Consider the following 25,805-nt stretch of genomic DNA (forward strand, 5'->3'; position numbering starts at 1 on the left):
GGCCTCAGGTCTCAGGCTCCTGATAAACCCCCTGTTCCTTCAGGGCATCGATGACCTCCTTGGGCATGTAGGTCTCGTCGTGGCGCGCGAGGATCTCGGTGGCGCGGAAGGTGCCGTCGATGAAGGAGCCGGTGCCCACCATGCCCTCGCCCTCGCGGAAGAGGTCGGGCAGGATGCCCGTGTAGGTGACGGGGATCGAGGCGCCGCCATCGGTGACGGAGAAGGTGATCGCCTCCCCCTCGCCGCGGATGAGCGTGCCCTCCTCCACGAGGCCCCCGATGCGGAATACCTCCGTGGGCGGCGGCGGAGCCTCGGCCACCTGACTGGGCGAGCGGAAGAAGTTGATCCCGTCCCGGAAGGCGTAGCCCACGAGCGCGGTGGCGCCGATCAGCGAGACGAGCGCGAGCGCGATCACCTGCATCCGCCGTTTCTTCTTCAACCCACGCATGGCGCAGCCCCTCCGCTCAGGGGAAGACAGGCGCGAGCATGAGCCCCGCCGTCTCCTCCTCGGCGAGCATGAGATTGGCGTTCTGCAACGCCTGCCCGCTCGAGCCTTTCGTGAGGTTGTCCAGCACGCTGACCACGATGGCGCGGCCCGGCCGCCGGTCGGCCACCACGCCCAGGTGGCAGAAATTGGAGCCGCGCACGTCCTTCATGGCCGGGACCTCTCCCATGGGCAGCACCTGGAGGAAGGTCTCGTCGGCATAGGCGGCGTCGAGGGTGGCGTGGATCTCGGCGGCGTCCCCCTTCAGATACGTGGTGAGCAAAATGCCCCGGTTCGCAGGAATGAGATGGGGCGTGAACTGCACCTGCACCTCGCGGCCCGCGATCTTGCTGAATTCCTGATCGAACTCGCCCAGGTGCCGGTGGGTGCCGCCCGCGGCATAGGCAAAGCCGTTCTCGGAGAGCTCGGCATGGAGAAGATGCTCCTTGAGCGCCCGCCCCGCGCCGGAGACGGCGGCCTTCAGATCCATGATGATCTCGTCGAGATCGATGACCCCGGCGGTGATGAGCGGGCGGAGCGCATACTGGCCCGTGGCTGCGTTGCAGCCCGTGCCGGCCACGAGGCGTGCGCTCTCTATCTCATCCCGGTAGAACTCGGTGAGCCCGTAGACCGCCTCATCCTGCAGGTCGGTGGCCGAATGCGGCTTCCCGTACCACTTCTCGTATTCCGCTGCGTCGCGGAGCCGGAAATCGGCGGAGAGGTCCACCACCTTGATATCGGCCGGCAACGCCCGGATCACCGCCTGGCTCGTGGCATGGGGCAACGCGCAAAAGACGATGTTGGCCCGCGAGAAATCGATGTCGTCGATCTTTTTCAGGGTGGGCAGGCGCAGGTGGCGCAGATGCGGAAAGACCTCCGCCATCTCGCGCCCGGCCTTCCGGTCCGCGCTCAGTGCGATGATGTCGATGGAGGGATGGGTGGCGATGAGGCGCACGAGCTCCGCGCCCGTATAGCCCGAGGCCCCAAGAATGATGGCTTTATGCGACATGGCACGATCCCTTCGGCGCTCATGTAGGAAAAATCGGTCTGAGCCGCAATCAGGCGGCGGCGAACTCGATCTTTCGTCGCAGGAACTGCGTGGCCCGGTCGGAGACGCGCCCGGCATCGCCGGTCGTCAGGTAGCCCGTGGCCTGCCCCTGCCCGTGCATCTCGGGGTGGCGCTCGAGGTAATCGGCAAGGCTTTCGGCCACGAGATCGGCCTGACTGTAGACCCGCACGCCCGGGCCGAGCGCCTGGGCGAATTCGGCCTCCATGATCGGGTAATGCGTGCAGCCAAGGATCGCCGCGTCGGGGTTGGGCATCTTGCGCTTGAGGGCGTCGACATGGCTCTTCACGAGGGCCTCGGCGAGGATCATGTCGCCCTCCTCGATGGCGTCGACCACGCCGCCGCAGGCCTGCGCCTCCACGTCGACCCCGATGGCGCGGAACGCAAGCTCGCGCTGGAAGGCGCGGCTGGCCACGGTGGCGGGCGTGGCAAAGAGCGCCACGTGCTTCACATCCACCTCCCGCGGCGGGGAATTATCGCCCCAGCGGCGCTCCGTCAGCGCCTCGATGAGCGGCACGAAGACACCGAGCACGCGCTTGTCGCGCGGCACCCAGCCCTCCTGCATACGCCGGAGGGCGGCGGCGGAGGCGGTGTTGCAGGCGAGGATGACGAGGTCGCAGCCCTCCTCGAAGAGCCGGCCCACGGCGGCGGTGGTCAGCCCATAGATGTCATCGGCGTCCCGCACGCCGTAGGGCGCGTGGGCGCTGTCGGCGAAATACTTGAAGGGCACGTCCGGCAGCCGCGCCTGGCAGGCGGCGAGGACTGTGAGCCCACCGAGCCCTGAATCGAAGATTCCGATCGCCATCAGCGGCGCTTCTCTTCGAACTCGAAGCCCCGGTCGGTCACCTTGAAGGGGTTCGGGCTGAGCGCGTAAGTGGCGGCGCGCAGATATTCCATCATCGCCTTGGGATCCTTGGCGCAGGCCGCGAGCTCCGCCTGCGGCAGCGGCTCCCCCACGACCATGCGCACGGGCTCGTCCACCCGGGATTTGAATTCCTTGATCAGGAGCGCCATGCGCAAGGTGTAATGGAGATGCGAGGCGATCTGGAAGAGGCGGCTGTTATGCCCGTCGAAGAAGATCGGGACCACGGTCGCGCCGGACTTGGCGACCATCTTCGCCGTGAAGCTGCGCCAGCCGGGGTCCATGGGCCGCCCGAAGGGCTTCATGGCGGTTGAGACCGTCCCGCCGGGGAAGATGCCGATTGCCCCGCCCTGCCCCAGATAGTCGAGCGCGGCCTTGCGGGTCTCGAGATTGAGCTTCATGGCCTCCTTCGTCTCGTCGAAGGAGATGGGCAGGATCACGCGGTTGAGTTCCTCGGCCTTGCGAAAGACCTGGTGCGCCATGATCCGGAAATCGCCACGCAGATTGGACAGGATGTGCCCCAGCACGAGCCCGTCGAGAATGCCGTAGGGATGGTTGGCGATAAGGATGAGCGGCCCGTCACGGGGAATGGTCTCCAGCGAGCCGCCTACGATGTCGAGCGATAGGCCGTAGCGGCTCAGCATCACCTCCCAGAAGTCGCGGCCCTGCGCCACTTCCTCTTCGTAGCCCCGCGCACGCCGGATGAGCCGGAGCCGCCCGGTGGCGTTCTCCATGGCGCGGATCAGCGCGCGCCCGCCCTTCGTCTCCGCTGAATGCGAATAGGAAATGTCCCGCGCCACGTGGCGGGCCTTGCGGCTACCGTCCGTTCTCATGGAGCGCATTCTGCCCTGCCCCTCTCTCCCTCAATGTGTCTTACTTAAAGCCTGCCCCCCCGCGTTCCAAGCGCCGATCGCATGGCGCGCGGGCGGCAAAGTCGCCGCAGCACCAGCAAGTGTGGCGTATTACGGCGAGAACCCTCTATAACGATCCCGAGAGGCGGCGCGCGGCGCGGGCCCTGGGGAGAGCAGGCCGAGATGGACTGGGACAAGCTACGTATCTTTCACGCGGTGGCCGATGCAGGCTCGTTGACCCACGCGGGCGACACGCTGCACCTGTCGCAATCGGCTGTCTCGCGCCAGATCCGCGCGCTGGAAGAAGCACTCGGCGCTACGCTCTTTCACCGTCACGCACGGGGGCTCATCCTCACCGAGCAGGGTGAGCTTCTCTTCGACGCCACCTCGTCCATGAACAAGCGCCTCGATGCCGCCGCCGCGCGCATCCGCGACAGCGAGGAAGGCGTGTTCGGCGAGCTGCGCGTGACGACGACCACGGGCTTCGGCACGCTCTGGCTCGCGCCCCGGCTCTCCAAGTTCTACGAGAAATACCCGGAGATGAAGATCGACCTCATGCTCGAGGAGCGCGTGCTCGACCTGCCCATGCGCGAGGCCGACGTGGCGATCCGCATGAAGGAGCCCTCCCAAGCGGACCTGATCCGCAAGCGGCTCATGTCGATCCGTATGCGCCTTTATGCGACACCTGCATACCTCGCGGCCCATGGCGCGCCGGAGCGGCTGGAAGACATCTCTGCCCACCGCCTCATCTGCCAGAGCACGAAGAGCCCGCAGGTCGCCGCAGGGGCGAGCCTTGTCCAGCACCTGATGACCTTCGACATCCCCTCGCTTCTCACGGTCAATAACTACTTCGGCGTGCTGCAGGGGGTGATCCACAATCTCGGCATCGGTGTTTTGCCCGATTATCTGGCTCTCGACACCGATGGCCTCGTCCCCGTGCTGCCCGAGGTGGACAGCGCGGAGGTCCCGGTCTTTCTCGCCTACCCGGAGGAATTGCGGCAGTCGCGGCGTATCGCGGCCTTCCGCGATTTCGTCCAGGCCGAGATCCTCGAGACTCGAAAATTGCAACGGGACGTGACGCCCGCGTAAAGCCATGCGCCCGGCGCATAGCGGCTATGAACAACTTGATGCATGTGCACCATTGCCTCACCGCGGTCATCGACACATACCCCTTCTCGAAAGCAGCGCTTCGCGTTCGTTTTCAACCTCCCTGTTGGACTTGCCGGGCTGCTCACACGAGTACGCCCGGCTTTTTTTGCCGCGGCGGCCAGAACCAAGTCGCGGCCCCCTTTGTCAGCGCCCAATAGGGGCAAAGCGCCGGTGATGTCCTTGAACCCGCGCGCGCAGGCTCACCCCGTTGATGCGCCGCACGGCCCTCTCTTTTCCTCCCGCGCGGCATCGCCTAAACCGCGATGAGCACATGAAGGGGCCCCATGTCCAATCCTGAAATCACTGCCGATCTCATCGCGGCGCACGGCTTCACGCCCGAGGAATACGACGAGGTCGTCCGCATCCTGTCCCGCGCGCCGAACTTCACGGAACTCGGGATCTTTTCCGCGATGTGGAATGAGCATTGCTCCTACAAGTCCTCCAAGAAGTGGCTCCGCACGCTGCCCACGGACGGCCCGCAGGTCATCTGCGGGCCCGGCGAGAATGCCGGCATCGTGGATATTGGCGACGGCCAAGCCGTTGTTTTCAAGATGGAAAGCCACAATCACCCCTCGTATATCGAGCCCTATCAGGGCGCGGCCACGGGGGTGGGCGGCATCCTGCGCGACGTCTTCACCATGGGCGCGCGGCCCATCGCGGCGATGAATGCGCTGAGCTTCGGGGAGCCATCGCATCCAAAAACCAAGAGCCTCGTGAGCGGGGTCGTGGCGGGCATTGGCGGCTACGGAAACTGCTTTGGCGTGCCCACCGTGGGCGGCGAAGTGCGCTTCGATCCTGCATACAACGGCAATTGCCTCGTCAATGCCTTCGCCGCGGGCCTCGTCGACACCGATGCAATCTTCTATTCCGCGGCCTCGGGCGTGGGCATGCCGGTCGTCTATCTGGGCGCCAAGACGGGCCGCGACGGCGTGGGCGGGGCGACCATGGCCTCCGCGGAATTCGATGAAACCATCGAGGAAAAGCGCCCCACCGTGCAGGTGGGTGACCCGTTCACGGAAAAGCGCCTCATGGAGGCGACGCTGGAGCTCATGGCCACCGGCGCCGTCATATCGATCCAGGACATGGGCGCCGCGGGCCTCACCTGCTCGGCCGTGGAGATGGGCGACAAGGGCGGGCTCGGCATCCGCCTCGACCTCGAAAAGGTGCCCCAGCGCGAGGCGGATATGACCGCCTACGAGATGATGCTCTCGGAGAGCCAGGAGCGCATGCTCATGGTCCTCAAGCCCGAGCTCGAGGAGGCAGCGCGCGCCGTTTTTACCAAGTGGGACCTCGACTTCGCCATCGTGGGCGAGACGCTTGCGGAAGACCGCTTTCTCATCATGCATCACGGCGTGGTCAAGGCAGACCTGCCGCTGTCGAAACTCTCCTCCACGGCACCGGAATACGACCGCCCCTGGGAGCCCACGGCCCCGGCGGCGGCGGTCGAAGATTGCCCGAATATCGACCCGATCGATGGGCTCAAGGCCCTGTTAGCCAGCCCGAATTACGCGGCGAAATCGTGGGTTTACGAGCAATATGACAGCCAAGTCATGGCCGACACGCTCGTCACGCCCGGGGCCGGTGCCGGCGTCGTCCGCGTCCACGGGACCTCGAAAGCCCTCGCCTTCACCTCAGATGTCACCCCCCGCTACGTCCGCGCGAACCCCGTCGAGGGTGGCAAGCAGGCGGTGGCGGAAGCCTATCGCAACCTCGTCGCCGCCGGGGCCAAGCCGCTGGCTACGACCGATAACTTGAATTTCGGCAATCCCGAAAAGCCCGAGATCATGGGCCAGTTCGTGGGCGCCATCGAGGGCATCGGCGCGGCCTGCAAGGCGCTCGACATGCCCATCGTCTCGGGCAATGTCTCGCTCTACAACGAGACCGACGGCCAGCCGATCCTGCCCACCCCCACCATCGGTGCGGTGGGCCTCATCACCGACATCGCGCACCGCGTCTGCCGGACGGCCCGCGAGGGGCACGTGGCCCTCCTCGTCGGCGAAACGCGAGGCCACATGGGCCAATCCGCGCTCCTCACGGAGGTCTTCAACCGCCCCGAAGGTGACGCGCCCCCGGTCGATCTCGCCGCCGAGAGAGCCGCGGGCGACTTCATCCTCGCCCATGTCGCGTGGATCGACGCCTGCACCGATCTCTCCGATGGCGGCCTCGCGCTGGCCGCCTTCGAGATGGCCGCCGCCGCCGATGTGGGCGTGCATCTCACCGCCGAGGACACCGCCACCCTCTTCGGCGAAGACCAGGCGCGCTATCTCATCGCCACCTCCTTCGACAAGGCCGAGGCGCTTACCATCGCCGCTGGTCAGGCACGCGTTCCCATCTCCACCGTCGGCCGCTTCAAGGGGCGAGACGTTCGTATGGGCCGCAAATCTGCGCCGTTAGACGAGCTGCGAGAGATCCACGCCACCGCCTTCGCGAAAGCGCTCGATCTCGGCTGAGGCGCCCGCGCCCGCCCAACTCGCGTGCACACGGGCAGGCCAAAGCCTTCGCGCGTAGAGGCTCCCCTTGCAGTTGCGCAGGGCGCGTTCTACCTTTTTGAGAGCAATACCGGAGGCGCCCATGGCCATTTCATCCCACGACATCGAGATCCTCATCCGGGAAGACTTCCCCGAGGCGGAGATCAAGGTGGAGGGCGATGATGGCGCGCATTTCGCCGCCGTGGTGGTGGATGAAAGCTTCCGCGGGAAGAACCGCGTCCAGCAGCAGCGCATGGTCTACGCCGCCCTCAAAGGGGCCATGGACGGCCCCAACGGCGCGCTCCACGCGCTGGCCCTGACGACGAAGGTGCCGGAGTAGCCCTGTGGATGCGAGCCTTCTCATCGTGGGCGTGAGCGCCGCGATCCTCGTGATCCTCGTGGCGCGAGCCATCTACGTCGTGCGATCTGAGACAGACACGCCTGAACGCGGCCTTTCCCCCGGCGAGGGCGACCACACGATCCACGCAGAATATAGCTCTGGCCTCTCTGGCCACCATTCCAGCTACAAGGTGCCCCGCGACCCGCAGGCCTATGCGCGCCGCTTCGTACCGAGACAGAAAGATTGACCCCATGACCGACACGACCACGAGCGCCTCCGAGGCTATCAAATCCACCATCGAAACGAATGACGTCGTGCTCTTCATGAAGGGCACGAAGGCGATGCCGCAATGCGGGTTTTCGAGCAAGGTGGCTGGGGTGCTGAATTACATGGGCGTCGAATACCAGGACGTGAACGTGCTCATGGATGACGGCATCCGGCAGGGCATCAAGGATTTCTCCGACTGGCCCACGATCCCGCAGCTCTACGTCAAGGGCGAGTTCGTCGGCGGCTGTGACATCATCACCGACATGACGCTTTCGGGCGAGCTCGACACGCTCTTCGAAGAGAACGGCGTGGGCTTTGACAAGGCCGCGGCCGAGAAGATCCGCGAGCACAACTCCTAAAATCTCTTAAGTGCGGCCCCTTACGGCCCGCAGCTCAGGCATCGCATGAGGCTCAAGCGGAGCGCTTCTCCACTTCCGAGGCGATGGCCTCGGCCCGGGCGGCGAGCTCTTCCATGGCCTCCGTGACCTGCACCGGTAGCACCGGCACCTCCACGCGATCTGGCGTGGGCGCGGGCCGGTCCTGAAGCTCGGAGATCAGCGCGTCGCGGCGGGAGAGTTTGTCCTCGGCCTGTCGCACGCGGTCCTCGACCTCCGCCGTCCGGTCAGCGAGCATCAGCCCCGCCATGAGCAGCATCTGTGCCTCGGGAATGCGGCCGGTCTGCTTGATGAGTGTCGCAGCCTCGCGGTCGAGCATGGCCGCCGCCGTCTGCAGGAAGTGTTCCTGCCCCGGCTCGCAGGACACGTCGAACTGGCGGCCGCCGATGGTGATCTTGACCTCAGGCATTGCTCGCTCCTTTGGCGACGATGGGTTCCAGCACGGAGACGAGCTCCGAGATCTCCCGCGCTTCCGAAGAGCGCTCGGCGCGGAGCGCCTCGAGCTCGGTCATCATGGCGCGGTTGATGAGATGCGCGTCGGGCGCCTCGTCCACGGAGGATTTCTGCAGCGCCTCGAGCGCGCTGCGCATCTCCTTGCCCGCGCGCTGAAGCTTGGCGTTTTCTTGTTCAGAGGCGTCGACCTGCGCCTGCGCGGCCGCCAGATCGCTCTCCAGCGTGTTGACGCGCTCCTCAAACTTGCGGCGCACCTGCTTCACGCGCTGCTGAAGCTGCGCGTTGGCGGAGCGCTCCTCCTCGAGCTGGGCTTCGAGCTCTGCCATGCGGCCCGCGTCGGGCTGGGCTGCCGGCGCGGTGGCTTCCAGCGGGAGCGACGGCTCCGCCTCGGGCGCGGCGGAGGGTATTTTCGTCAGCCCGCCCTGAATACGCGCGAGCGCGGCGGCGAGCCGGCCTTCCAGCGCCGTGAATTTCTCGGATGTCTCCGACATGTCTGCCTCCTCATCGATCCGCCGCGCGGTTGGCCGCTGTCGTCGAATCAAGCTGCTCTGGCCTTAACTATGATGAATGTCCCGAAAGCGCGCAAACCTCGCCGTGGGCTGCGGGTCTGCCTCGGCAGGCTCCGCTGCACCCTCGGTGTCCAGCGCGCTTGATCTTCGGCTGCACGTTGTTATGCCTCCGCCAACGCCCGCAGATCACAATCGGAGACCGATATGGACCTATCCGCCCTGGCCGCCAAGCACCCTGACCATTGGCGCCAAGCCACCGCCATCCGCGCGCTGACGCTCGACGCTGTCGCCGCGGCCAATTCCGGGCATTCCGGGATGCCCATGGGCATGGCGGACGTGGCAACGGTCCTCTTCAAAAACCATTTGAACTTCGATCCCACCGCGCCGCTCTGGCCCGACCGGGATCGCTTCATCCTCTCGGCCGGGCACGGCTCCATGCTGCTCTATGCGATCCTGCATTTGACGGGCTATCGCGACATGACGATCGATGAGATCCGGAATTTCCGGCAGCTGGGCTCCATCACCGACGGCCACCCCGAATTCGGCCATGCCACCGGCATCGAAACGACGACCGGTCCCCTGGGACAGGGCATCGCAAACTCCGTGGGCTTCGCGCTCGCCGAGGAAATCCTGCGCGCGCGCTGGGGTGAGAAAGTGCAGAACCACTACACCTACGTGATCGCTGGCGACGGCTGCCTGATGGAGGGTGTGAGCCAGGAGGCCATCGCGCTGGCCGGCCGGCAAAAGCTCAGCCATCTCATCGTCTTCTGGGACGACAACGCCATCACCATCGACGGCTCCGTCGACATCGCCGACCGCACCGACCAGGTCATGCGTTTCCGCGCGTCCGGCTGGGACGTGCAGGAGATTGACGGCCACGACCCCGAGGCCATCGACGCCGCCATCACGGCCGCCAAGGCCACCGGCACCCCCTCCATGATCCGCTGCACCACGCATATCGGCCTCGGCCACGCGGCACAGGGGACCTCGAAGGCCCACGGCGCGCTCACCGATATGGGCCAGCTCGAGGATGCCAAGAAAGCCTATGGCTGGGAGCACGGCTCCTTCGTGATCCCCGAGGACATCAAGCGCGCCTGGGAGAGCTTTGCCGAGCGTGGCAAGGCGGCCCACGCCGACTGGGCTCAGCGGTTCCTCAAGCTCTCGAATGCCAAGCAGGCGGAGTTCAATCGCACCTTCTCCGGCGAACCGCCGAAGAAGCTCTCGGCCACGATCAAGGCATTCAAGAAGCAGATCAGCGAGAGCCAGCCCAAGGTCGCCACGCGCAAGAGCTCGGAGATGGTGCTCGAGGTCGTGAACCCGGTCATGCCCGAAACGGTGGGCGGCTCCGCGGACCTCACCGGCTCCAACAACACGAAGACCCCCGATCTCGGCATCCACGACATCGACAACCGCACGGGGCGCTACATTCACTACGGCATCCGCGAGCACGGCATGGCGGCCGCGATGAACGGCATCCAGCTTCACGGTGGCCTGCGCCCCTATGGTGGAACGTTCATGGTCTTCACCGACTACGCGCGCCCCTCCATGCGCCTCTCCGCGCTCATGGGGATCCCGGTCATCTACGTCTACACCCATGACAGCATCGGCGTGGGCGAGGACGGCCCGACGCACCAGCCGGTGGAGCACTACGCGATCCACCGCGCGACGCCCAACACGCGCCTCTTCCGCCCCTGCGACACGGTGGAAACGGCGGAATCCTGGGAGCTCGCGCTGGCTGACCCGAGCGGGCCCTCCGTTCTCGCGCTCACGCGCCAAAACCTGCCCACACTCCGCACCGAGCACAAGAATACCAACCTCGTCTCGAAGGGCGCCTACGTGCTCGCCGACGCCGAGGGCAAACGCCAGGTCATCCTCATGGCCACGGGCTCGGAAGTGAGCGTTGCCATGGAGGCCCGCGACATGCTGCAGGCGGAAGGCATCGGGACGCGCGTCGTCTCCATGCCCTGCTGGGAGCTCTTCGAGGCGCAGGACGATGCCTATCGGCGCCGTGTCCTGCCCGGCGGGCCGGTGCGCGTGGCCATCGAGGCGGGCATCCGCTTCGGCTGGGATCGCTGGCTCTACGGCGAGCGCGGCAAGCGCGAAAAAGGCGCGTTCGTGGGGATGCACGGCTTCGGCGCCTCGGCCCCCGGCGCGGCTCTCTTCGAGCATTTCGACATCACGCCCGCAGCCACCGTTGCCGCGGCCAAGGACATGCTCTGAGGCGGATCGTGGGGACGGGTGCCTCAAGGTGCCCGTCCCGGTCTTTTGACCCGCTTCCGCCTAAGGCTCGTCCACCAGCGCCATGACCACCCGCCTCGCGATCATCATCTTCGCGCTCATCCTCGCGGCCATCGCGATCGATGCAGCGCTTCTGGGCGGCGAGGCGACCGTCTTCCTGATCCGCCGCTTTCTCGATCTGATCGAATGGGTGGCCTTCTGGCGCTAGCGCCGATGCCGGCTTTCCCCTTCGACGGTTGACCTCGCGGCGCAGCACTGAGATAGCCCCAGCGTGCGCCGGAGGGCGCGCGTATTGGCTCAGCAAGATCATCTGGAGGCATCACCATGGCCGTGAAAGTCGCAATCAATGGATTTGGCCGGATTGGACGCAACGTGCTGCGCGCGATCATCGAGTCGGGCCGCACCGATATCGAGGTCGTCGCCATCAATGATCTGGGCCCGGTGGAAACCAATGCCCACCTCCTGCGCTACGACAGTGTCCACGGCCGCTTCCCGGCGGAGGTGAAAACCACCGACACGACGATCGATGTGGGCCGCGGACCCATGCAGGTCACCGCCATGCGGAACCCGGCAGACCTGCCCTGGAGCGATGTGGATATCGTCCTCGAATGCACGGGCATCTTCACCTCCAAAGAGGCCTGCCAGGCGCATCTCGAAAACGGCTCCTCCCGCGTGCTCATCTCCGCACCGGGCAAGGACGCGGACAAGACCATCGTCTTCGGCGTGAACGATGACACGCTCACCGCCGACGACCTCGTGGTCTCCAACGCGTCCTGCACCACGAACTGCCTGTCGCCGGTGGCCAAGGTCCTCAACGACGAGATCGGGATCGTGAAGGGCTTCATGACCACGATCCACTCCTACACGGGCGACCAGCCCACGCTCGATACGATGCACAAGGATCTCTACCGCGCGCGTGCCGCGGCGATGTCGATGATCCCGACCTCGACGGGCGCCGCCAAGGCCGTGGGCCTCGTCCTGCCGGAGCTCAACGGCAAGCTCGACGGCGTGGCGATCCGCGTGCCGACGCCCAACGTCTCCGTCGTCGACCTCACCTTCGAGGCCGCGCGCACGACCACGGTGGATGAAATCAACGACGCCATCCGCGCCGCCGCCAACGGCCCGCTCAAGGGCATCCTCGGCTACACCGACGAGATGCTCGTGAGCCAGGATTTCAACCACGATCCGCATTCGTCGATCTTCCACACCGACCAGACGAAGGTCATGGAAGGCACGATGTGCCGGATCCTCACGTGGTACGACAACGAGTGGGGCTTCTCGAACCGCATGGGCGACACCGCCGTCGCCATGGGCAGGCTGATCTAACGCCCGCGCATGGCTCGGGTTCCCGCCCGAGCCATGCCGACGCTGCAATGCAGCATTGCTGAAATACCACTTCACCAAGGGCCTCTCTTCCATACGTTAGCGCTATCGAAAGCAGAACGATGGAGGGCTCAATGATGGCTCTTTTCACCCATATCCAAGACCGGCTGGAAAAGCGCCGGGCCTACAACCGCACCGTGGCAGAGCTGCGGGCCATGCCGCTCGACGTGGCGCTCGACCTCGACATCTACCGCGAGGATGCGGAGCGGGTGGCGAGCAGCGCCGTTTACGGCCGCTAGGCTCCGGGCTTCAAACGCCGGCAGCTTGCGCGGCCGCTAGGGCAGCCGCGCGCCGAGCGCGCGCTCGACGGCGGGGGTCACGAATTTCGACACGTCCCCGCCCAAGCGCGCGATCTCTTTGACCAGCTTGGAGGCGATGGCCTGGTGCTCGGCCTCCGCCATGAGGAACACCGTCTCCACGCTGTCGTCGAGCTGGCGGTTCATGCCGACCATCTGGAACTCGTACTCGAAATCCGCCACGGCCCTCAGGCCGCGGACGATGACTTGCGCGCCGACGTCCCGGGCGCAGTCGATGAGCAGGTTTTCGAAGGGATGCGCCACGAACTCGCAGCCCGTCTGTTCGCTGAGCGGCGCGAATTCCGCCTCCACCATGGCCACCCGCTCTTCCAGTGAGAAAAGCGGGCCCTTGTCACGGTTGATCGCCACGCCGACGACGAGCCGGTCCACGAGCGCCCCGGCGCGGCGCATGATATCGAGATGTCCGAGCGTGATCGGGTCGAAGGTGCCTGGGTAGAGTCCGATGCGCATGTGCTGCCCTTTGAGGTCTGCCTAGCGGGGGACAAAGCAAAAGCCGCCCTCCCCCGTCAACCATTTGGGTGATCTGCTCGCGATGCGCGCGGGCCGGGATCCGCGACCTCGAGGTGATCGCGCCCCTCTTCGGGCCGCCCTGGGCGGCGGCGCGTCCTCGGCTTGACCCTCCCCGCGCGGCGCGGCACGTTCGGCGCCAACTGCGGAGGATCCCATGCAAGAGCTCACCCACTACATCGACGGCACCCATGTCAAAGGCAGCTCGGGCCGCTTTGCCGATGTGATGAACCCTGCCACGGGCGAAGTGCAGGCCAAGGTGCCGCTCGCAACCCGCGCAGAGCTCGACCGCGCCGTGGAGATCGCCATGGCCGCGCAGCCCGCATGGGCCGCCACCAATCCCCAGCGCCGGGCGCGGGTGATGATGCAGTTCGTCTCGCTCCTCCACCGCGATATGGACAAGCTCGCAGAGGCGCTCTCCCGCGAACACGGCAAAACACTGCCCGATGCCAAGGGCGACGTGCAGCGCGGTCTCGAAGTCGTCGAGTTCTGCATCGGCGCGCCGCATCTCTTGAAGGGCGATTACACCGACAGTGCGGGCCCGGGCATCGACATGTATTCGATGAAACAACCGCTCGGCGTAACCGCCGGTATCACCCCCTTCAACTTCCCCGCCATGATCCCGATGTGGATGTTCGCGCCCGCCATCGTGTGCGGCAACGCCTTCATCCTGAAGCCGTCTGAGCGCGACCCCTCCGTCCCGCTCATGCTGGCCGAGCTCATGGAGGAGGCGGGCCTCCCCAAGGGCATCCTCCAGGTCGTGAACGGCGACAAGGAAGCGGTGGATGCGATCCTCGAGCATCCAGTGATCCAGTCGGTGGGCTTCGTGGGCTCCACCCCCATCGCCGAATACATCTACGCCCAGGGCTGCGCGCACGGAAAGCGCGTGCAGTGCTTCGGCGGCGCGAAAAACCATATGATCGTCATGCCTGACGCCGATATGGACCAGGCCGCCGACGCGCTGGTGGGCGCGGGCTACGGTGCCGCGGGCGAACGCTGCATGGCGATCTCGGTGGCCGTGCCGGTGACGGATGAGGCCGCCGACCGGCTCATCGAAAAGCTTGTCCCCCGGATCGAGAAGCTGAAGGTCGGCCCCTACACCGCCGGAAACGAGGTCGATTACGGCCCCGTCGTCACAGCCGCGGCCAAGGCCAATATCGAGAAGCTCGTAGAAAGCGGGATCGACCAAGGCGCGAAGCTCGTCGTCGACGGCCGCAATTTCAGCCTGCAAGGCTACGAGGACGGCTACTTCATCGGGCCTCACCTCTTTGACCGCGCCACCAAGGACATGGACATCTACAAAAAAGAGATCTTCGGCCCGGTCCTCACGACGGTCCGAGCGCAGTCCTACGAGGACGCGCTCGATCTCGCCATGTCCCATGAATACGGCAACGGCACCGCCATCTTCACGCGCGACGGTGACACCGCCCGCGACTTCGCCAACCGCATCAATATCGGCATGGTGGGCGTCAACGTCCCGATCCCCGTGCCGCTTGCCTACCACACCTTCGGTGGCTGGAAGAAATCCATGTTCGGCGACCTCAACCAGCACGGGCCGGATGCGATCAAATTCTACACCCGCACCAAGACCATCACCTCCCGCTGGCCCTCGGGCATCAAGGAGGGCGGTGAATTCTCGATCCCCGTCATGGAGTAGTCATGGCAACAGGATCGAACGCGCTCCCGGACGGGTCGCTTCTCTACCTCTGGCACCGCGGGCATGCCTCTCTCGAGGATGCCTATGCCGAGCTCCACAAGATCGTAAGCGAGGGGCGGCTGAAGCCGGGCGTGCCGCATCTGCTCGATCTCTCGGGGGTGGAGAGCTTCGACAAGGACGCGCTCGAAGTGATGAAGATCAATCTCGACGTGGCGGTCATGCTCGACCTTCTGGGCGGTGAGACGCTGCTCGTGATGTACGCGCCCACGATCACCGCGCGCCGGATGGCCAAGATGATGTATGACTTCTGGCATGGTTCGGGGGTTGTGGTGCCGCGCATCGCCGACGAGGAGGCCGCGGCGCTCGCCATGGTGGGGCGGAGCGAGACGCGCTTTTCCGAGCTGGGCTTTGTCCCCGCGTAAGGGTCATCGGCTTGCACCGGTGCCCACGGCGCTAGTATCTCAGACGTGCAAGACCTCGCAGGGAGGATGCGATGTTTGACCAGATGAACGAAGACCAGACCGCCATTTTCGACATGGCCAAGGCGCTCGGCCAGTCCGAGATCGCGCCCCATGCCCGCGCGTGGGAAGGGGCCGGCACGATCCCCAAGGCACTCTGGCCCAAGCTCGCGGAGCTTGGCTTCGGCGGGCTCTACGTGCGCGAGGAAAGCGGCGGCTCGGGGCTCTCGCGCCACGACTCGACGCTCGTCTTCGAGGCGCTTGCCATGGCCTGCCCGTCCGTCTCGGCCTTTCTCTCGATCCACAATATGTGCGCCTGGATGATCGACAGCTTCGGCTCCGAGGCGATGCACGCGGCGCGGCTCGCGGACGCCGTCTCGATGGAGAAATTCTACAGCTACTGCCTCACAGAGCCCGGCTCCGGCTCCGATGCGGCCGCGTTGAAGACGAAAGCGGAGCGGACCAACGAGGGCTACATCCTCACGGGCACGAAGGCCTTCATCTCCGGCGGCGGCTACTCGGACGCCTACATCGTCATGGCGCGCACGGGTGACGGCGGGCCGAAGGGCATCTCGTCGGTCATCGTCGATGACGGCGCAGAAGGGCTCAGCTTCGGCGGGCTCGAAGCCAAGATGGGCTGGAAGGCCCAGCCCACCCGACAGGTGCAGCTCGATGCCTGCGCGATCCCCGCGGCAAACCTCCTCGGGGAAGAGGGCATGGGCTTTGCCTACGCCATGAAGGGCCTCGACGGCGGACGCCTCAACATCGCCGCCTGCTCGCTCGGCGGCGCGCAGGCCGCGCTCGATGCGACCCTCGCTTACATGAAGGATCGCGGCGCTTTTGGTAAGAAACTCACCGAGTTCCAGGCTCTGCAATTCCGCTTGGCCGAGATGGAGATCGAGCTGCAGGCGGCGCGCACCTTCCTGCGCTCGGCCGCCCAGTCGCTCGATGCCGGTGCGCCCGACGCCACCAAGCGCTGCGCCATGGCCAAGAAATTCGTGACCGAGGCGGGCTCGAAGGTCGCCGACCAGTGCCTCCAGCTCCATGGCGGCTACGGCTACCTGGCCGATTATGGGATCGAGAAGATCGTCCGGGACCTCCGCGTCCACCAGATCCTCGAGGGCACCAACGAGATCATGCGCCTCATCGTGGCGCGGGACATGCTGCGCGCGTGAGCACGGCCCCGTTTCAGCGCGTCCCGGGCCTGCCCCGGGACCTCGTGGCCAGGAGTGAGAGGCCCCGGGTCAGGCCCGGGGCGTGTTGCACGCGATGACGGACGTTCATATCCGAACCGAGGGCCGCGCGGGCTGGATCACGCTCAAACGCCCCGCCGCGCTCAATGCGCTCACGCATGCCATGTGCCTCGAGATCGAAGAGGCGATCACCGCATGGGCCGGCGATGACAGCGTGGGCCACATCGTCATCGACGCGTCCGGCGACAAGGCTTTCTGCGCGGGCGGCGACATCGCAGAGATGTATGCCACGGGCATGGCAGGCGATTATGCCTATGGCCGCCGCTTCTGGACGGACGAATACCGCCTCAACGCCAAGCTCAAGCTCTACCCGAAGCCCATCGTCACTTTTCTCCACGGCTTCACCATGGGCGGCGGCGTGGGCGTGGGGTGCCATGCCTCGCACCGGATCGTCTGCGAAAGCTCACAGATCGCCATGCCGGAGGTCTCCATCGGCCTCCTGCCCGATGTGGGGGGCTCGCTCATCCTCGCCCACGCGCCGGGGCGCACGGGCGATTACCTCGCCGTCACCGCCGCACGCATGTCCGCCGGGGATGCGATCTATGCAGGCTTCGCCGACCATTTCGTGCCGGAGGCGGACTGGCCTGCGCTCAAGGCCACGCTCCGCGAGGGCGTGGACCTGCCCCGCCATGACGCGACCGACGCGCCGCTCGCAGCGCAGCAGGACGCGCTCGCGGAGCATTTCGCGGGCGCGGGTCCCGCCGACATCCTGCGCAGCCTCGAGGGCGTGGAGGATCCATTCCTCAGAGGCGCGGCTCAGCGCATGAAGCGCCATTCCCCGCTTGCCATGGCCTGCGCGCTCGAGGCCGTGCGCCGCCTGCGCTCTACCGATGACATCACCCGCGCGCTCGAGCTCGAATACCGCTTCACGCACCGCGCGATGGAGCACGGCGATTTCATCGAGGGCATCCGCGCGCAGATCATCGACAAGGACAAGAGCCCGCGCTGGCGGCAGGGCATCGATACCCTTTCGGCGGCGGAGGTGAGCGCGATGCTCCGCCCGCTCGGCCCCGACACACTGAACCTGGAGGACCCGGCATGAAGATCGGATTTATCGGCCTCGGCAACATGGGCGCGCCCATGGCGGCCAATCTGGTGGCGGCGGGCCATGACGTGATAGGCTTCGACACGGCCACGCGGCCCGAGGGCCTCTCGATGGCCGAGACAGCACAGGGCGCCGCCGAGGGCGCGGACGTCGTCATCACGATGCTGCCCAACGGCGATATCCTCTGCGCGGTCGCAGCCGACATCCTGCCAGCCATGGCCGAGGGCGCGATCCTGCTGGATTGCTCCACGGTGGACGTGGCCTCCGCGCGGGAGGTGGCCGCCTCGGCGGCGGATCATGGCGTGGCCACGCTCGACGCACCCGTCTCCGGCGGGATCGGCGGGGCCACGAACGGTACGCTCACCTTCATGGTGGGCGGAGAGGGCACCGCCTTCGAGACGGCCAAGCCGCTCTTCGATATCATGGGCCAGAAGGCCGTCCATTGTGGGCCCGCGGGCAACGGGCAAGCCGCCAAGATCTGCAACAACATGATCCTCGGCATCACCATGATCGGCACCTGCGAGGCCTTCGCGCTCGCCGACAAGCTGGGTCTCGACCGGCAGGCGATGTTCGACGTGGTGAGCACGTCCTCGGGATATTCGTGGTCCATGAATGCCTATTGCCCCGCCCCGGGCATCGGCCCCCAGAGCCCGGCGGACAACGACTACACGCCGGGCTTCGCGGCAGCGCTGATGCTCAAAGATCTGCGCCTCTCGCAATCCGCCGCCGCCGATGCCAACGCCGACACTCCGCTCGGCGCGGCCGCCACGGAGCTTTACCGGCAATTCGTCGATGACGAGGGCCAGGGCGGCAAGGATTTCAGCGCTATGCTGCCCCGCTTCGAGGCCCGTGGACGAGGTTAATGGACGGGGCTGACCCCGCCTGCTATCGTGCCTGCGTCCGCGACTTAAAGAAGGAGGCTTTCATGGCCACCACCACCGTCGTCGGCATCTTCATCATCGCGTTTGCCGGGCTCGGCGCCATCTGGCTCTACCGCTCGGGCTTCTGAGCCCTACTCGGCCGCGAGCTTCCGTGCTTCGAGCATGGGCTTGAGATAGCGGCCCGTGTGGCTCTCCGGCACTTCTGCGACCTCTTCCGGCGTGCCGGTGGCCACGATCGTACCCCCGCCATCCCCGCCCTCTGGGCCAACGTCGATGATGTGATCTGCCGTCTTGATGACGTCGAGATTGTGCTCGATCACGACGACACTGTTGCCCTGGTCGACGAGTTCATGGAGCACCTCGAGCAGCTTCCTGACATCCTCGAAATGCAGGCCCGTCGTCGGCTCATCGAGGATGTAGAGCGTGCGGCCCGTGGAGCGCTTTGAGAGCTCCTTGGAGAGCTTCACCCGCTGCGCTTCGCCGCCCGAGAGCGTCGTGGCCTGCTGGCCCACCTTGATGTAGCCCAGCCCCACGCGCATGAGCGCGTCCATCTTCTCGCGGATCGAGGGCACCGCCTTGAAGAATTCCTGTGCGTCTTCAACCGTCATATCAAGAACGTCGGCTATGCTCTTGCCCTTGAACTGGATTTCCAGCGTCTCGCGATTGTAGCGCTTGCCCTCGCAGGTCTCGCAGGTGACGTAGACATCCGGCAGGAAGTGCATCTCGATCTTGATGACGCCGTCGCCCTGGCAGGCCTCGCAGCGCCCGCCCTTCACGTTGAAGGAGAAGCGTCCCGGCTTGTAGCCGCGCGTCTTGGCCTCGGGCAGCCCGGCGAACCAATCGCGAATGGGCGTGAAGGCGCCCGTATAGGTCGCGGGGTTCGAGCGCGGCGTGCGCCCGATGGGCCGCTGGTCGATGTCGATGACCTTGTCGAGATGCTCGAGGCCCTTGATCGTCTCGCAGGGCGCGGGCGTCTGGCGCGCGCCGTTGAGGCGCATGGAGGCGGTTTTGAAGAGCGTCTCGATCGTGAGCGTGGATTTGCCACCGCCGGAGACCCCCGTGACGCAGACGAACTTGCCCAGCGGGAAGTCCACCGTGACCTCCTTGAGGTTGTTTCCCGTGGCCTTCACCACGGTCACCTTCTTCTTGCCCTTCTTGCCTGGGCGTCGTTCGTCCGGCACGGGGATGGAGCGCCGCCCGGCGAGGTAATCGCCGGTGACGGAGGCGTCGGTGGACATGATCTCCGCGGGCGTGCCCCGCGCCACGACCTCGCCGCCATGGACCCCGGCCCCCGGGCCGATATCGAAGACGTAATCCGCCTCGCGAATGGCTTCTTCGTCATGCTCGACGACGATGACGGTATTGCCCTGGTCGCGCAGGTTCTTCAGCGTCGTCAGCAGGCGGTCATTGTCGCGCTGGTGGAGCCCGATGGAGGGCTCGTCGAGCACATAAAGCACGCCCGTGAGCCCCGAGCCAATCTGGGAGGCGAGCCGGATGCGCTGGCTCTCGCCGCCGCTCAACGTCCCCGATGAGCGCGAGAGTGTGAGGTAATCGAGGCCCACGTTGTTGAGAAAGCCCAGCCGCTCGCGGATCTCCTTAAGGATCGCCCGCGCGATATCATTCTTCTGGCGCGAGAGCGCTTCGGGCACGCCATCACACCATTCGAGCGCCTCACGGATCGACATCTCCACGACCTCGCCCACGTGACGCAGCACGACCTCGCCGTCGGTCTTCGAGCCGATCTTCACCGCGAGCGCTTCGGGGCGCAGGCGGTAGCCGCCGCAGGTCCCGCAGGGCCGATTGTTCTGGTAGCGCTCGAATTCCTCGCGGATCCAGCTCGAATCCGTCTCGCGGTAGCGCCGCTCCATGTTGGGAATGACGCCCTCGAAGGGCCGTGACACCTGGTAGACCCGGCCGCCCTCGTCGTAGCGGAAGGCGATCTCCTCCTCGCCCGAGCCATGGAGGAAGACCTGCTGCACATGGGCTGGCAGGTCCTTCCACTTAAGCTTCTTGTCGAATTCGTAGTGCCGCGCGATGGCGTCGATGGTCTGCAGGAAATACGGGCTCTTGCCCTTCCGCCAGGGCGCGAGCGCGCCATCGGCCAGCGTGATCCCCTGGTCGGGCACGACAAGGCGCTCGTCGAAGAAAAGTTCGTGCCCAAGACCGTCGCAATCAGGGCAAGCTCCGAAGGGCGCGTTGAAGGAGAAAAGGCGCGGCTCGATCTCGGGGATCGTGAAGCCGGATACCGGGCAAGCGAAATTCTCCGAGAAGGTGATGCGCTCCGGGTCCCCTTCTTTCGGCGCCGTCTCGAGGATCGCAATCCCGTCGGCCAGATCGAGCGCCGTGCGCAAACTGTCGGCGAGCCGTGTTTCCAGCCCCTCGCGCACGACGATCCGGTCCACGACCACGTCGATATCGTGGCGGAATTTCTTGTCGAGCGTGGGCGGCTCGTCGAGCTCGTAGAATTCGCCGTCGACCTTCACCCGCTGGAAGCCCTGCTTGCGGAGCTCGAGGAACTCCTTGCGGTACTCGCCCTTCCGGTCGCGCACGATGGGCGCGAGGAGGTAACCGCGCGTCCCCTCTTCCATGCGCATGACCTGGTCGACCATGTCCTGGACCTGCTGGGCCTCGATGGGCTGACCCGTGGCCGGCGAATAGGGCGTGCCGGCGCGCGCGAAGAGCAGCCGCATGTAATCGTAGATCTCGGTGACCGTGCCCACCGTCGAGCGCGGGTTCTTCGAGGTGGTCTTCTGCTCGATGGAGATCGCCGGGGAGAGGCCCGAGATGTGATCGACGTCGGGCTTTTCCATCATGTCGAGGAATTGCCGCGCATAGGCCGACAGGGATTCGACATAGCGCCGTTGACCCTCGGCATAGATCGTGTCGAAGGCGAGCGAGGATTTACCGGAGCCCGACAGCCCCGTGATGACGACGAATTCGTCGCGCGGAATGTCCACGTCGATGCCCTTGAGATTATGCTCTCGCGCGCCGCGAACCTCGATGAATTTCTGCTCAGCCATGGCCACCCCTTAATGACATCCAAGACATAGGTCCCGAACCCGCGCTCGCCAATTCAGATTTGTGAACGAAGCATGAACACCCTACCTCAAGCGCCGCGTCACCGCACGCACAATCATGAGCGCGGCCACCGGCCAGAGGATCAGCAGCGCCCAGAGGCCCGCATCTCCCGTCCCCGCGATGACGAATGCGAAGATCGGCGTGCCGAGCCCGGTCCCCACATTGCCCATCTGCGCGATGGCTCCCGTGGCCCGGGCCTGATCGCCCCCGCGCGCGTTCCACGCCGGGATCGCGGCAAAGCAGGCGCCCGGGACGAGGCCCATCCCGATGAAGAGAAGGTAGCTCGCGGGCCAGAAGCCGAGCGGCAGCGGCAATGCGCCAAAGAGCATGCAGAGATATCCCAGCGCCATGACCCGCCCCGGCGGCTGCGACTTGCAGAGCCAGCCCGCCGCGAAAGTTCCCGCGAGCGAGACGAGCGGCAGGATGCCCGCGAGCTCCGGACGTGCGAAGGCGGGCGGCAAGAAGGTCACCGTTGCCACGAAGAGCAGCGTGTAGATCACGAACACGAGCGCCGGACCCGCGAGCCGGGCGCTGCCATAGGCCTCCCGGTGCGCGGAAAAGAAAGCGATGTCCGTGGGCTCCCCGCGCGTGGGCGGCAGGAGCACCCAGAGCACGACGAAGAGCAAAGCGAAGGCCGCGCCGTGGGTGAGAAAGAGCGCCTCCACCCCGCCGAGCGCCAGAAGCAGTGGAAAGACGGCGGCGGCGACGGCGAAGGCCACGCCGAAGAACATCGCCCAGATCGACATGACCACCGGTCGGTCCGCATCGGTGGCCGCCGCGGCCATAGTGGGCGGCACGGCCACCACCAGCGCGAGATGCGAGACCCCCTCGAGCGCGCGCAGGAGCAGCATGGGCAGGTAAGGCGGCAAAAGCGCGCCGGCGAGGCTCACCCCTGCCCCCAGCGCCAGCGCGCCGAGGATCACGGGCCGCGTGCCGAGCCGCGCCACGAGCGCGCCCGCCACCACGCCCAGCGCGATCCCGATGGAGGAGACCATCGTCACGAAAAAGGAGACCGCTTGCACGCTTGCCTCGTAGTGCTCCGCGAGCGCATCGAGGGTCAGCGAAACCTTGATGAACTGCATCGCCGCCAAAAGGCCGACGAAGAAAAGAATGGCGACGAGTGTCCAGGATGTCCGCGCGGGAGGCTGCATCCGCCTCCCATCGCGCCACTGCGGCAAGAAGGCAAGACAGGCCCGGAATTCCTTTCTTTGCCGGGCGGTCGAATCGCGCAACCCTGCGGGGCATTCTTTTGGAGATTTCCGATGCTGTTGCGTTCTTTGATCGCTCTTTTCCTGCTCCTGTCGGCCCCGCTCGCTGCGCAGGAGCGCACCAATACGATCCTCGTGCTCGATGGGTCGGGCTCCATGTGGGGTCAGATCGACGGGGTCAACAAGATCGTCATCGCACGGGAGGTGGTAGGCACGCTGCTCGCCGATTTTCCCGGCGGTCAGAATCTTGGGCTCACCGTCTATGGCCACCGCACGCGGGGCGATTGCAGCGATATCGAGACGGTCGTCGCCCCCGGCCAGGGCACGCGCGGCGCCATCGAGCAGGCGGTCAACGGGATCAACCCGCGCGGCAAGACGCCCATGACAGATGCCATCATCAACGCTGCCGAAGCGCTGCGCTACACCGAGGAAGCGGCCACCGTCATCCTCGTCTCCGACGGCATCGAGACCTGCAATCCCGATCCCTGCGCGGCGGCGACGGCGCTCGAGGAGGCGGGCATCGATTTCACCGCCCACGTGGTGGGCTTCGACGTCACCGATCCCGAGGCGCTGGCGCAGATGCAGTGCCTTGCGGGCAATACCGGCGGCCAGTTTCTGACCGCGGCAAACGCCGCCGAACTGAGCACGGCGCTCACCCGCGTGGCGGTGGCGCCGGAGCCCGTACTGGCGCAGATGGCCTTTGTTGCGCGGGCGGGCGCCGATGGGCCCCTGCTCGAGGATGTGCGCTGGAGCGTCGCGCCCGCGGGCAGCGCGGACGCGCGCGCCTTCGAGGGCACAGAGACGCTCACGCTCGAGCCGGGGGACTGGACGCTCTCGGCCCAGTGGGCGCAATCGGGCGAAGTCATCTCCGGCGGCTTCGTCGTGCCGCCCGAGGGCAGCAGTATCGAGGTCATCTTCCAGCCCCTGCCGGAAATTGTCCCCGTCACCTTCCGCGCCGTGCTCGGCACCGAGGACGGCCCCCTCGTGGAGGGCCCCGTGGAATGGACGCTGGGCAACGGCGCCTCGCAGACGGGCAACCCCTTGCAGGCGGATTTCGAAGCAGGCTCCTACACTGTCACGGCCTATTGGCTCGCAGGAGAGGCCGCCTCTGATCCGCGGCAGTTCATCGCCGTCCCCGGCGGGCGCGAGGTGCTGGTCGTCTTCGAGGAGCCCGCGCCCACGGCCACGCTCACCGCCCCAGCGACGGCCCTCGCCGGATCCACCATCGAGGTAGCCTGGGCTGGGCCCGGCACAGCGGGCGATCTCGTCGCCGTCACCGATGCGAGCCGGACGGATGTGACCTTTCCCTACCGCTACGCCAACACGGCGGACGTGGCGGAGGGCAATCCGCTCCCCCTCCTCATGCCGACGGTCCCGGGGGATTACGTTGTGGAATACAGCCTCGGCGCAGGCGACGCGCGTATCGGCGCGGTGCCCATCACGCTCACTGAGCCGCCCGCGTCGATCACGTCACCAAAGACGGTCACCGCCGGCGCGCGGTTCGAGGTGGCTTGGGAGGGGCCGGCCTATGCTGGCGACAAGCTCGGTGTCACAGCGGCCGACGCGGAGGATCCGAACTGGCCCTACCGCTTCGCGACCCGCGCCGTGGACGTGACCGAAGGCACGACACTCATGCTGCAGGCCCCCACAGAGCCTGGTTCCTACGTCGTCGAATACGCCTACGGGCAGGACGCCCGCCGCCTCCTCGCCGTGGCGCTCGAGGTGGTAGAGGTCGCCGCGACGCTCACCGCCCCCGCCCGCGTGGAGGCGGGCGCGACCTTCGAGGTCGCTTGGGACGGGCCCGGCTACACCGGCGACAAGCTCGGGATCACGGCGGCGGATCATGAAGACATCGGCTGGCCCTACCGCTTCGTCTCCGACACCGCGGAGGTGGCAGAGGGTAGCCCGCTCATGCTGACTGCCCCCACGGAGCCCGGTGCCTACGTGGTCGAATACGTGCTGGGGCAAGACAGCTCCCGCCTCGTCGCCGTGGCGCTCGAGGTCACCGGCGTCAGCGCGGCAATCACCGCGCCCGAAAGCGTCGCCGCCGGCTCCCGTTTCGAGGTTGCCTGGACAGGGCCGGGATACGCGGGCGACAAGCTGGGCATCACCGCCGCCGATGCCGAGGATGTCAGCTGGCCCTATCGCTTCGCCGAGGACACGGTGGATGTCGCGGGCGGGTCGACGCTCACGATGCTCGCGCCCACCGCGCCGGGCGCCTACGTCCTCGAATACGTGCTGGGGCAGGACAGCTCCCGCCTCGTCTCCGAGCCACTGACGGTCACGGCACTCGCAGCCACCCTCACCGCGCCGGCAGAAGCCCCCGCGGGCGCGCAGGTGGACGTGGCGTGGACCGGCCCAGGATACCCGCGCGACAAGCTCGGCGTCACAGCGGCCGACTACGAGGATATCGCCTGGCCCTACCGCTTCGCCGCCGATGAGACCCCGGTCTCGGAGGGCGCGGTCGTGCGCGTGCAGCTGCCCACGACGCCGGGCGCTTACGTCCTCGAATACGTGCTGGGCCAGGATTCGAGCCGCCTTGCCTCCGTGCCCATCACGGTGACGCCCGTCAGCGCCACGCTCACGGCACCCGCCACAGGCGCGGCAGGCAGCGAGATAGACATCGCCTGGGAGGGGCCGGGTTACGCCCGGGATTTCATCGGGATCACCCCGGCCAACTACGAGGATATCGCCTGGCCCTATCGCTTCGCGGAGCGGACGCGAGACCTGCCCGGCGAGGTGTTGCGCCTCACGCTGCCTGACACGCCGGGCGACTACGTGCTCGAATACGTGCTCGGCCTCGACACGTCGCGCCTCGCGGCCATCCCCATCACCGTGACGGAGAACTGATCCGCGTGGCGCCATTGCGCCGCGCGTTAACGCATTCTTCACTTAGCTGAAGGAAGGATTTCCAGACTGGGAGGGCGCCACCCATT

At 66.4% G+C, this 25,805-nt stretch carries 25 protein-coding genes; 16 read left to right on the plus strand and 9 right to left on the minus strand.

Annotated features, from left to right (window positions below; genetic code table 11):
* Positions 1 to 4 precede the first annotated feature (4 nt).
* The 4 genes from ccmE to AAFM92_05880 are packed head-to-tail and all read right to left on the minus strand — an operon-like array spanning position 5 to position 3,245.
* The gene (gene ccmE / locus AAFM92_05865) at positions 5 to 448 is read right to left on the minus strand and encodes a cytochrome c maturation protein CcmE (protein MEL7299894.1); all 444 of its coding nucleotides are present in this window, start codon (positions 446 to 448) and stop codon (positions 5 to 7) included.
* Positions 449 to 464: 16 nt separating this feature from the next.
* Positions 465 to 1,493 (minus strand): N-acetyl-gamma-glutamyl-phosphate reductase, encoded by a 1,029-nt coding sequence (gene argC, locus AAFM92_05870; GenBank protein ID MEL7299895.1) that lies wholly within the window; start codon positions 1,491 to 1,493, stop codon positions 465 to 467.
* A gap of 49 nt (positions 1,494 to 1,542) precedes the next feature.
* Entirely contained in the window at positions 1,543 to 2,355 is an 813-nt protein-coding gene (locus tag AAFM92_05875; GenBank protein ID MEL7299896.1) for an aspartate/glutamate racemase family protein, read from the minus strand.
* On the minus strand, positions 2,355 to 3,245 hold the full coding sequence (locus tag AAFM92_05880; GenBank protein MEL7299897.1) for a lysophospholipid acyltransferase family protein: 891 nt from the start codon (positions 3,243 to 3,245) through the stop codon (positions 2,355 to 2,357). The genes AAFM92_05875 and AAFM92_05880 overlap by 1 nt, the downstream gene beginning before the upstream one ends.
* Before the next feature lie 201 nt (positions 3,246 to 3,446).
* On the opposite strand from AAFM92_05880, the gene AAFM92_05885 reads away from it, so the two are divergent.
* The 5 genes from AAFM92_05885 (at position 3,447) to grxD (ending at position 7,846) form a co-directional block, all read left to right on the plus strand.
* Positions 3,447 to 4,352, plus strand: a complete 906-nt coding sequence (locus tag AAFM92_05885; protein MEL7299898.1) for a LysR family transcriptional regulator — start codon at positions 3,447 to 3,449, stop codon at positions 4,350 to 4,352.
* 344 nt (positions 4,353 to 4,696) lie between these two features.
* Entirely contained in the window at positions 4,697 to 6,862 is a 2,166-nt protein-coding gene (purL, locus tag AAFM92_05890) for a phosphoribosylformylglycinamidine synthase subunit PurL (GenBank protein ID MEL7299899.1), read from the plus strand.
* Positions 6,863 to 6,983: 121 nt separating this feature from the next.
* Complete coding sequence (locus AAFM92_05895; protein MEL7299900.1) at positions 6,984 to 7,220, plus strand: BolA/IbaG family iron-sulfur metabolism protein; 237 nt, start codon at positions 6,984 to 6,986, stop codon at positions 7,218 to 7,220.
* A 4-nt stretch (positions 7,221 to 7,224) separates the two neighbouring features.
* Positions 7,225 to 7,467 (plus strand): hypothetical protein, encoded by a 243-nt coding sequence (locus AAFM92_05900; GenBank protein MEL7299901.1) that lies wholly within the window; start codon positions 7,225 to 7,227, stop codon positions 7,465 to 7,467.
* A 4-nt stretch (positions 7,468 to 7,471) separates the two neighbouring features.
* Positions 7,472 to 7,846 carry a Grx4 family monothiol glutaredoxin gene (gene grxD / locus AAFM92_05905; GenBank protein MEL7299902.1) on the plus strand — a complete coding sequence of 125 codons (375 nt, stop codon included), beginning with the start codon at positions 7,472 to 7,474 and terminating at the stop codon, positions 7,844 to 7,846.
* A gap of 52 nt (positions 7,847 to 7,898) precedes the next feature.
* Here the strand turns inward: grxD and AAFM92_05910 are convergent, their stop codons facing one another.
* Entirely contained in the window at positions 7,899 to 8,291 is a 393-nt protein-coding gene (locus AAFM92_05910; GenBank protein ID MEL7299903.1) for a cell division protein ZapA, read from the minus strand.
* Entirely contained in the window at positions 8,284 to 8,826 is a 543-nt protein-coding gene (locus AAFM92_05915; GenBank protein MEL7299904.1) for a hypothetical protein, read from the minus strand. The genes AAFM92_05910 and AAFM92_05915 overlap by 8 nt, the downstream gene beginning before the upstream one ends.
* Before the next feature lie 222 nt (positions 8,827 to 9,048).
* Between AAFM92_05915 and tkt the strand changes: the two genes are divergently transcribed.
* From tkt to AAFM92_05935, 4 genes are all read left to right on the plus strand, one after another.
* Complete coding sequence (gene tkt, locus AAFM92_05920; protein MEL7299905.1) at positions 9,049 to 11,064, plus strand: transketolase; 2,016 nt, start codon at positions 9,049 to 9,051, stop codon at positions 11,062 to 11,064.
* A gap of 82 nt (positions 11,065 to 11,146) precedes the next feature.
* The gene (locus AAFM92_05925) at positions 11,147 to 11,290 is read left to right on the plus strand and encodes a hypothetical protein (protein ID MEL7299906.1); all 144 of its coding nucleotides are present in this window, start codon (positions 11,147 to 11,149) and stop codon (positions 11,288 to 11,290) included.
* Positions 11,291 to 11,406: 116 nt separating this feature from the next.
* Complete coding sequence (gene gap / locus AAFM92_05930) at positions 11,407 to 12,408, plus strand: type I glyceraldehyde-3-phosphate dehydrogenase (protein MEL7299907.1); 1,002 nt, start codon at positions 11,407 to 11,409, stop codon at positions 12,406 to 12,408.
* Positions 12,409 to 12,539: 131 nt separating this feature from the next.
* Positions 12,540 to 12,704 (plus strand): hypothetical protein, encoded by a 165-nt coding sequence (locus AAFM92_05935; GenBank protein MEL7299908.1) that lies wholly within the window; start codon positions 12,540 to 12,542, stop codon positions 12,702 to 12,704.
* A 36-nt stretch (positions 12,705 to 12,740) separates the two neighbouring features.
* Here AAFM92_05935 and coaD read toward each other — a convergent pair whose 3' ends face one another.
* Complete coding sequence (gene coaD, locus AAFM92_05940) at positions 12,741 to 13,232, minus strand: pantetheine-phosphate adenylyltransferase (GenBank protein ID MEL7299909.1); 492 nt, start codon at positions 13,230 to 13,232, stop codon at positions 12,741 to 12,743.
* Positions 13,233 to 13,446: 214 nt separating this feature from the next.
* Between coaD and AAFM92_05945 the strand changes: the two genes are divergently transcribed.
* The 6 genes from AAFM92_05945 to AAFM92_05970 all read left to right on the plus strand — a co-directional run bounded on the left by AAFM92_05945 (position 13,447) and on the right by AAFM92_05970 (position 18,711).
* Positions 13,447 to 14,946 carry a CoA-acylating methylmalonate-semialdehyde dehydrogenase gene (locus AAFM92_05945; protein ID MEL7299910.1) on the plus strand — a complete coding sequence of 500 codons (1,500 nt, stop codon included), beginning with the start codon at positions 13,447 to 13,449 and terminating at the stop codon, positions 14,944 to 14,946.
* Positions 14,947 to 14,948: 2 nt separating this feature from the next.
* Positions 14,949 to 15,368, plus strand: a complete 420-nt coding sequence (locus tag AAFM92_05950; protein ID MEL7299911.1) for a hypothetical protein — start codon at positions 14,949 to 14,951, stop codon at positions 15,366 to 15,368.
* Positions 15,369 to 15,439: 71 nt separating this feature from the next.
* A complete protein-coding gene (locus tag AAFM92_05955; protein ID MEL7299912.1) occupies positions 15,440 to 16,579 on the plus strand; it encodes an acyl-CoA dehydrogenase family protein in 1,140 nt (379 codons plus the stop codon).
* A 94-nt stretch (positions 16,580 to 16,673) separates the two neighbouring features.
* Entirely contained in the window at positions 16,674 to 17,699 is a 1,026-nt protein-coding gene (locus AAFM92_05960) for an enoyl-CoA hydratase/isomerase family protein (protein MEL7299913.1), read from the plus strand.
* Positions 17,696 to 18,565, plus strand: coding sequence for a 3-hydroxyisobutyrate dehydrogenase (mmsB, locus tag AAFM92_05965; protein ID MEL7299914.1), 870 nt, complete (start codon positions 17,696 to 17,698; stop codon positions 18,563 to 18,565). The genes AAFM92_05960 and mmsB overlap by 4 nt, the downstream gene beginning before the upstream one ends.
* Positions 18,565 to 18,711, plus strand: coding sequence for a hypothetical protein (locus AAFM92_05970; protein ID MEL7299915.1), 147 nt, complete (start codon positions 18,565 to 18,567; stop codon positions 18,709 to 18,711). The genes mmsB and AAFM92_05970 overlap by 1 nt, the downstream gene beginning before the upstream one ends.
* Positions 18,712 to 18,714: 3 nt before the next feature.
* Here AAFM92_05970 and uvrA read toward each other — a convergent pair whose 3' ends face one another.
* Complete coding sequence (gene uvrA / locus AAFM92_05975; GenBank protein ID MEL7299916.1) at positions 18,715 to 21,603, minus strand: excinuclease ABC subunit UvrA; 2,889 nt, start codon at positions 21,601 to 21,603, stop codon at positions 18,715 to 18,717.
* An 81-nt stretch (positions 21,604 to 21,684) separates the two neighbouring features.
* On the minus strand, positions 21,685 to 22,812 hold the full coding sequence (locus AAFM92_05980) for an MFS transporter (GenBank protein ID MEL7299917.1): 1,128 nt from the start codon (positions 22,810 to 22,812) through the stop codon (positions 21,685 to 21,687).
* A gap of 126 nt (positions 22,813 to 22,938) precedes the next feature.
* On the opposite strand from AAFM92_05980, the gene AAFM92_05985 reads away from it, so the two are divergent.
* The gene (locus tag AAFM92_05985) at positions 22,939 to 25,719 is read left to right on the plus strand and encodes a VWA domain-containing protein (GenBank protein MEL7299918.1); all 2,781 of its coding nucleotides are present in this window, start codon (positions 22,939 to 22,941) and stop codon (positions 25,717 to 25,719) included.
* The last annotated feature ends 86 nt before the right edge of the window (positions 25,720 to 25,805 follow it).

The organism is Pseudomonadota bacterium (genome assembly GCA_038533575.1).
Classification (GTDB): Bacteria; Pseudomonadota; Alphaproteobacteria; order Rhodobacterales; family Rhodobacteraceae; genus Shimia_B.